The organism is Brevibacterium sp., from assembly GCF_031179145.1.
GTDB lineage: Bacteria > Actinomycetota > Actinomycetes > Actinomycetales > Brevibacteriaceae > Brevibacterium.
Genome location: NZ_JAPSIB010000007.1, coordinates 150961 through 158080 on the forward strand (window position 1 = coordinate 150961; position 7120 = coordinate 158080).

The 7120-nt window shown below is 66.4% G+C and carries 6 protein-coding genes; all 6 read right to left on the minus strand.

What is annotated here, in order from left to right; genetic code table 11:
• Nucleotides 1–95: 95 nt before the first annotated feature.
• Nucleotides 96–1586 carry a gamma-aminobutyraldehyde dehydrogenase gene (locus tag RIT73_RS07490; RefSeq protein WP_309131441.1) on the minus strand — a complete coding sequence of 497 codons (1491 nt, stop codon included), beginning with the start codon at nt 1584–1586 and terminating at the stop codon, nt 96–98.
• Nucleotides 1583–2710: a proline racemase family protein gene (locus RIT73_RS07495; RefSeq protein ID WP_309131442.1), complete on the minus strand. Its 1128-nt coding sequence runs from the start codon at nt 2708–2710 to the stop codon at nt 1583–1585. Before RIT73_RS07495 ends, RIT73_RS07490 begins: the two co-directional genes overlap by 4 nt.
• Complete coding sequence (locus RIT73_RS07500) at nt 2710–3609, minus strand: dihydrodipicolinate synthase family protein (RefSeq protein ID WP_309131443.1); 900 nt, start codon at nt 3607–3609, stop codon at nt 2710–2712. The genes RIT73_RS07495 and RIT73_RS07500 overlap by 1 nt, the downstream gene beginning before the upstream one ends.
• Nucleotides 3610–3718: 109 nt before the next feature.
• Nucleotides 3719–4966, minus strand: a complete 1248-nt coding sequence (locus RIT73_RS07505; protein ID WP_309131444.1) for an FAD-dependent oxidoreductase — start codon at nt 4964–4966, stop codon at nt 3719–3721.
• Between the two features lie 285 nt (nt 4967–5251).
• Nucleotides 5252–5956, minus strand: coding sequence for a GntR family transcriptional regulator (locus RIT73_RS07510; RefSeq protein WP_309131445.1), 705 nt, complete (start codon nt 5954–5956; stop codon nt 5252–5254).
• A gap of 211 nt (nt 5957–6167) precedes the next feature.
• Nucleotides 6168–6761, minus strand: coding sequence for a short chain dehydrogenase (locus RIT73_RS07515; RefSeq protein ID WP_309131446.1), 594 nt, complete (start codon nt 6759–6761; stop codon nt 6168–6170).
• Between the last annotated feature and the right edge of the window lie 359 nt (nt 6762–7120).

The window sequence follows — 7120 nt, forward strand, 5'->3', positions numbered from 1 at the left end:
CCGCGGCGAGCCAGAGTAGCGAAACTCCGGCAGCGCCGGTGACGATGACGGTTCTCTCGGCAAGCTCCATTGCAGCGCGCTCCTCCGGACTGATCTCAGCCCCGGTCGGTGGTGAAGATGAGATCCTGCCACTCCTTGTGGGCGGCGGCCGTGATGTCGGAGACGATGTGCTTGACGTTCGTGTACTCATCAAAGGAGTACTGGCTCATGTCCTTGCCGAAGCCCGAGGCTTTGTAACCGCCGTGGGGCATCTCCGAGAAGATCGGGATGTGGTCGTTGATCCACACGCATCCGGCCTGGATCTCCCGCGAAGCCCGCTGCGTGCGGAAGACCGACGTCGACCACGCCGAGGCGGCCAACCCGAACGGGGTGTCGTTGGCCAAGGCGATGCCCTCGTCATCGGTGTCGAAGGGCAGAGCGACGAGCACAGGACCGAAGACCTCCTCCTGGACGATCGTCGAATCCTGCGCGGCGCCGGTGATGAGTGTCGGCCGGTAGAAGGCGGTGTCCTCGGGTGCATCGGCCGGGACCTCGCCGCCGCAGACGACCTTTGCACCATTGTCCACGGCGTCTTCGACCATTGCCGCCACTTTGTCGCGGTGAGCGACCGAGATCAGCGAACCGAGGTCCGTGCTCGGTTCTCCGGCGGCACCGATCCGCACCCGCTCCATCAGTTCGGCCACACGGGCGACGAAATCGTCGAACAACGGGCGCTGCACATAGGCACGAGTGGCAGCGGTGCAGTCCTGCCCGCCGTTGATGAGCGAGCCGGCCACGGCGCCGCGAGCGGCAGCCTCGAGGTCGGCGTCGTCGAAGACGAGGAAAGGCGCCTTGCCGCCGAGTTCGAGATGGACGCGCTTGACGGCGCCGGCCGCCTTCGCTCCGATCTCCCGGCCCACCCGGGTCGAACCGGTGAAAGAGACCATGTCGACATCAGGATGCTCGACCAGGGCCGCACCGACCTGCGCCCCGCTGCCGGTGACGACGTTGAAGACTCCCGCGGGCATTCCGGCCTCATGGGCGGTCTCGGCGAAGATCAAAGACGTCAGCGGGGTGAGTTCGGAGGGCTTGAGAACGATCGCGTTCCCGGCGGCGACCGCCGGGAGTGCCTTCCACGCCGCCATCTGCAGTGGGTAGTTCCACGGGGCGATCGACCCGACGACTCCGACAGGTTCACGGCGGATCGACGAGGTGTGGTCCGGTGAGTACTCGGCGCTGGCCTTGCCCTCGAGGTTGCGAGCCGTGGCCGCGAAGAAACGGACGTTGTCGATCGAGCCCGGGATGTCGAATCCCTCAGCCAGCCGGATCGGCTTGCCGCCCTGGCGGGATTCGAGAGCGGCGATCTCCTCCGCCCGTGCCTCGAGCAGGTCCGCCCAGGCGAGCATGATGTCCGAGCGCTCTCCCGGGGTCTTCGCCGACCATTCGATGAACGCGCGACGCGCGGCGGCCACCGCCTCGGCGACATCCTTGGCATCCGCCGCGGTTCCGGTGGCGACGGTCTCACCCGTGGAGGGATCGACGACGGTCAGGGTCTCGGCGCCGGAGCCGGGACGGCGTGCGCCGTCGATGAAGTTGAGATCTGTCATGGTGATTCCTCTGTCTCGGTGATGATTGGTTCGACGGCGTCGTTCTCGGCGGTCGTGCGGCCGACGCCGAAACCCCAGATGTCGCCGACCGTATAGCCGACGGGGAATGGATCGTCGCATTCGAGGACGAGCTGCTGGAAGCCGGTGATCCATCCCCGGCCGGAGATCGAGGGGATGACGCCGGAGTGGGGCCCCACCTCGGCGGGCGCTTTGACCTGCGCGGTGAACGTCGTGCCCATCATCGATTCATGGACGAAGTCCTCGCCGATCTCCAGCTCGCCCCGCGCGAACTTCGCGGCGACGCGGCCGCTCGTGCCGGTCCCGCAGGGAGACCGGTCGAGCGTGCCCGACCAGGTGCTGGCATCATCGAGGTCGACCTCGCCGTTGGGAAGCACGACGGCGTTGCGACCGTCGGTACCTTGGGTGCGGGCCGCCCCGTGGATCATCGGCAGGGCGATCGTGTTGATCTCCGGCAGCAGCGGGTGGCTGACGTCGAACGCCTCGTCGGCGGCCTTGCGCATGATGCTGGCGGCGCGGATGATCGCCTTGGCGTTGCCCGGTTCGAGCTCGACGCCGAGGTTCTCCTCCCTGGTCTGGACGTAGAACTGTCCGCCGAAGACGATGTCGACGGGGATGGTGCCGTAGCCGGGGACGTCGAGCGGAAGGTCGAGTCCGACGACGAACGACGGAACGTTGTCGAACGTGACGTTGACGGCGCGGCCGTCCACGACGTCGACGCGCACCGCGACGATGCCGGCCGCGGTGTCGACGCGCAGCCGGGTGACCGGCTCCTCGACGTCGATCGCGCCCGTCTCCACCAGCGCGGTGACCGCGCAGATGAGGTTCGAGCCCGACATCGGTCGGAAACCGCCCTGCTCCATGACGATCATCCCGAAGTCACAGGTGGGGTCGGTGGGAGAGACGACGAGCGGCGAGCACAGACCCGGATACCCGCGCGGCTCCTGCAGGACCAGGGTTCGCAGGTCGTCGAGGTGGGTCTCGCAGTAGCGCAGGCGCTCGGCCATCGTCGCGCCCTTGACCCTCAGCCCGGTCCCCATCAGGACTCTGCCGGGTTCACCGGCGGCATGGACGTCGACGGCGTTGATGCGCTGGGTCTTGTTCATCAGGAGATGGTCGTGACTCCGGCGGCCTCGAGCAGGCCCCGCAGCTCTTCACGGTACTCGTCGGCAAGCGGCTGGATCGGCGCGCGGGTCGGTCCCGCGGGGACCCCGACGAGCTCGACGCCGGTCTTGATCGCGCAGGCATAGTTGTGCGACTCGAGGAAGACGCAGATGGGGTTGATCTTCGCCCACAGTTCGCGGGCCTTGGGCAGGTTCTCGTCGACGGCGAGTGCCTGGTAGAGCTCGCTGCACAGTGCCGGGATGACGCTCGCCGCACCCCAGACTCCGGCCGTGGCCCCGAGTGCCAGCGCGGCGAAGGTCAGGGTGTCCCAGCCGTTGAGCGCGACAATGTCGTCGGCGTGACAGAAGTGGACCTCGGTGAACTTGGGGAAGTCACCGCCAGTGTCCTTGTAGCAGGTGATACCGGTTTCGGCGCCGAGGCGACCGAGGTCCTCCGCGGTCAGCTCGAGTCCCGTGGCGGCGGGAATGTTGTAGAACATGATCGGGAGGCTGACGGCTTCGCTGATCGCCGTGAAGTGTCCGAGCACCTCGTCGAAGGATGGGGTGTCGTAGAACGGGGGCACGATCATCAGGGCGTCGGCTCCAGCGGCTTCGGCGTCCTTGCTCAGTTCGATCGTTTCGGCGGTGCTCAGCGCCCCCGTTCCGGCGACGACGGGCACCCGCCCGGCGGCCGCTTCGACGTAGGCACGGTTGGACGCCTTGCGTTCGTCGATCGACAGGGCGGTGAATTCGCCGGTCGAGCCGCCGGGGACGAGTCCGTTGACTCCGTTGGAGACGATGTGCTCGACCTGGGCGTTGATGCCCTCGACGTCGACCTCGGAGCCGTCGGCGGTGAAGGGGGTGACGCAGGCGGCGAGGATGCCGCTGAATTCCGTGGTCATGAGTCTGCCTTTCGCGGGGTATCGGTGGGTGCTCGGAAATGGTTGGGTGTCAGAAGCGGTTCGGCAGCGGTCGGGCGTCGGTGCCTGCCCGGGCCGCTCCCGCTCGGGTTCAGAAGCGGTTGGGCGAGACCCGGGCCAACAGCTCGGGGCTCAGGCTGGGTGCACGGTCGAGCATGATGTCGGTCAGGACCTTCGCGGAGCCCGGGGCCAGGGTCAGACCGAGCATGGAGTGCCCGGAGTTGACATAGGCATTGCGGGCGACATCGAGTCTGCCGATGACGGGAAGCCCGTCGGGAGTCATCGGTCTTGAACCGGCCCAGGCCTCGCGCTCCCCTGCGGGCTCACCCCAGGAGTGGAACGCCTCGCGAGCGGCACGACGGATCGCCTCCACGCGCACTTCGTTGATGGAATCGTCCTTGCTGCCGAATTCCATGGTGCCGGCCAAACGCAGCATTCCATTGAGCGGAGTCACGGCCACCCGCGCGTCCTCGAGCGTCAGGGACGTCCGCAGCTGGATCGGGGCGGGAGAGTAGTCGAGGCTGTATCCCTTGCCGGAGTAGATCGGCAGCCTCTGGCCCAATGAGGCGAGCAGCTGACCGGTCGGCACGCCGGCGGCCACGACGACGGCGTCGGTGGCGAGCACCTCGGCGTCGTTTGTCACGACGGCGGTGACAGTCTCACCACTGCGCACGAACCGGATGACGCTGACTCCTTCTCGGACGGTGGCACCGAGCTCATCCAGCTTGGCGAGCAGACCGCGGGTGAGGGAGTCGGGTTCGATCTGACGGTCATTGGGGAAGAACAGGCCGTGCTTGAGCCGGTCGCTCAGCGCCGGCTCGGCCGCCTGTACGGCGTCCCCGTGGAGGTGCTCGGCGATATGGCCCGCGGATTCGAATGCCTCGAGGCTCTCCGAGTGCTCATCGAACCTCTCCCGGGTCTCGAACGCCAGGAGGACTCCCTTGGTGTGCATCTCGAAGTCGATGCCTGCTCGCTGATAATCGTCGAAGAGGTCGTTGGCGTCGGCGCCAAGACGCAGGTGGAGGTCGAGTCCTGCCTCGAAGTCGCGGACGTTGCAATGCATCGCCATGCGGAGCAGGAACTTGATGTAGCCGGGAGCCAGCGAAGGCCGGATCGAGAGGGGGCTGTCGGGCTTGAGCATCCACTTGATCCCTTGGAGAAGGACGCCCGGGGCAGGCACCGGATTGCTCTCGGCAATCGCGATTTTCGCGGCGTTGCCGTGCGAGGCAGCGGCCCCGCACTTTCCGGCTTCGAGGACAGTGACCTCGCACCCAGCAGAGGCGAGTTCATAGGCCGTGGTGAGCCCGACGACTCCCCCACCGACGACGACAGCTTTCATCCAAGATTCCCTTTGTTCTTCTCCGAGTCCCGCCCCGGGCACGGACCGGGCCGTCAGGTCGTGATTGTATGACAATCCGTTGGGGCTTACGCTACGCGTATGACGCGGATCACGTCAACAGCTTTTCACTGGGCAAGATCGCCCCGCAACGGTGGGCGGCCGACTGGGACCGGACTGGCCCTGAGGGGTCGGGGCTCGACGGAGGGCGGGAGCTCGGTGGAATCCAGGGCTCTGCAAAGGGAGGCGGCCCCGTGCGCGAGACTCCGTCGCTTGTCGAGCGAGGCTCTAACGCTTGTCGAGCGAGCCTGTGATGAGGAGAGCGAGCTCCTGAGCACTGTCGATCGTATGGACCTGCAGTGCCGTCCGGATGCGCGCGGAGTCACCGCTGCGAATCGCATCCATGAGTGCAGCATGGACGGCGTGGGCGCGCTGGGCGTCGCGGCGGGTGAACTGGTCATAGGCCAGAACGATGGTCATCTGCGCCTCGACCACGGGCCAGATGCGCATGAGCAGATAGTTGTCGGCCGCTTCCCAGACGCCCCGGTGGAAGCGGATGTGCGCCTCGTGGAGCGCGAGGGGGTCCGAGTCTTCTCCTGCCGACTCGAATTCCATCCAGGACCTCTCGAGCGCCGCCATCCGGCGCCCCGTGCCGTCAGCAAGGATCTCGTTGATCGCCTCGGTGTCCAGTGCGACACGGACATGGGCGATCTCGAGCAGGGAGTCGACCTCGATGTCGGCGACGCGGAGACCGCGGTAGGCCTCCTGAATCAGGAAGCCGTCACGGGCCATCTGATTGAGGGCCTCGCGGACCGTAGGTCGGCTGACCTCAAGGGAGGAGGTGAGCTCGGCCTCGATGATGCGCTGCCCGGGTCGGATCTCGCCGAGGACGATCCTGCGTTTGATCTCATCGATGACCCGCTGCCGGCGCTCCGTGTTCGATGCAGGCTGACGCACGACCGTCGTCTCAGTCGAATCCGTGGTCTCAGGCATCGACTCCACAGCGCTTCCTTCTCGGTTCTCCTGCCCCGCCGGGCGCTTCCCAGCCGCCCTCACGGGGCACGTCTGCTCGTGCAGAATTCTACCGAGCGTAGCACCAGCGGGCGCTTTCGAATTCCACCTCGCCGCAGTGCGGGCCGTACCCCGACGAGGCCGGGGCCGAGCGGCGCCGCATGCCCGGGTCAGGGCATGCGGCGCTGGGAACTCAGACCGTCAGGACCCGGCCGGTCACGTTGCCCTCGACCGAACGTACGAATGCAGCGGCCACCTGCTCGTCCGTGACAGGCACCATTCCGGCGAATGCCTCATGGTAGTGCGGGGAGTTCGCCAGCACATTGGGGCTCACCGCGTTGATGCGGATTCCGCGCGGAAGCTCCGGAGCAGCCGCCATGACGAACGACTCGACCGCGCCGTTGGCCATTGCCGCAGCCGCCGCTGTCGGCACGGGTTCCCGGCTGAGCACTCCGGTCGTCACCGTGATCGATCCGCCGTGGTTGAGAGATTCCAGGCCCTGAGTGACGAATTCGATCTGGCCCAGCGTCTTCGAGGTGAAGGCGGCCGTATAGTCCTCGCGGGTCAGCTCGATCACCGGTTTGAAAGCTGCCGAGCCCACAGCGATGACGATGGCGTCGACCCGGCCGACCGCGGAGAGCAGCGACGAGATGGATTCGGGATCCGAGGTGTCCACGCCAGGTTCGGTGGAGCGCGAGACGGCGATGACCTCATGTCCGCGAGCTTCGAGCTCGGCGCGGGCGACGCCGCCGACATGCCCTCCGGCCCCGACCAGCAGTATCTTCATGACAGACCTTCCTCGTTCTCGGATTGTCAGACGATTTCGGATTGCCTGACATCAGCGAGGCTAATGGACCCGGGCGGATCACACCACCCCTGAGCGGACAACCGCACCGGAAAGCAGTCGGACGCACCGGGCAGCTTTCACTCCCGGGCGCAGGTCCAGGCGTCGAGCACGACAAGACCCCCGCCTTCCCAGTGATTTACTGGTCAGACGGGGGTCTCACATAACGCGGAGCCGGTGGTGTCTGGTTTCACGACATCGTTCACTGATGTCTCTCGACATCGATCACCTCATGTGTCACGACATCATTCACTGCCTGTGTCGAGACATCCTTCACCACATGTCTCACGACATCGTTCACT

Bases quoted from the DNA above. Each gene is read 5' to 3' on its own strand.
- RIT73_RS07490 (WP_309131441.1), bottom strand. From the start codon at position 1,586: ATGACAGATCTCAACTTCATCGACGGCGCACGCCGTCCCGGCTCCGGC.
- RIT73_RS07495 (WP_309131442.1), bottom strand. From the start codon at position 2,710: ATGAACAAGACCCAGCGCATCAACGCCGTCGACGTCCATGCCGCCGGT.
- RIT73_RS07500 (WP_309131443.1), bottom strand. From the start codon at position 3,609: ATGACCACGGAATTCAGCGGCATCCTCGCCGCCTGCGTCACCCCCTTC.
- RIT73_RS07505 (WP_309131444.1), bottom strand. From the start codon at position 4,966: ATGAAAGCTGTCGTCGTCGGTGGGGGAGTCGTCGGGCTCACCACGGCC.
- RIT73_RS07510 (WP_309131445.1), bottom strand. From the start codon at position 5,956: ATGCCTGAGACCACGGATTCGACTGAGACGACGGTCGTGCGTCAGCCT.
- RIT73_RS07515 (WP_309131446.1), bottom strand. From the start codon at position 6,761: ATGAAGATACTGCTGGTCGGGGCCGGAGGGCATGTCGGCGGCGTCGCC.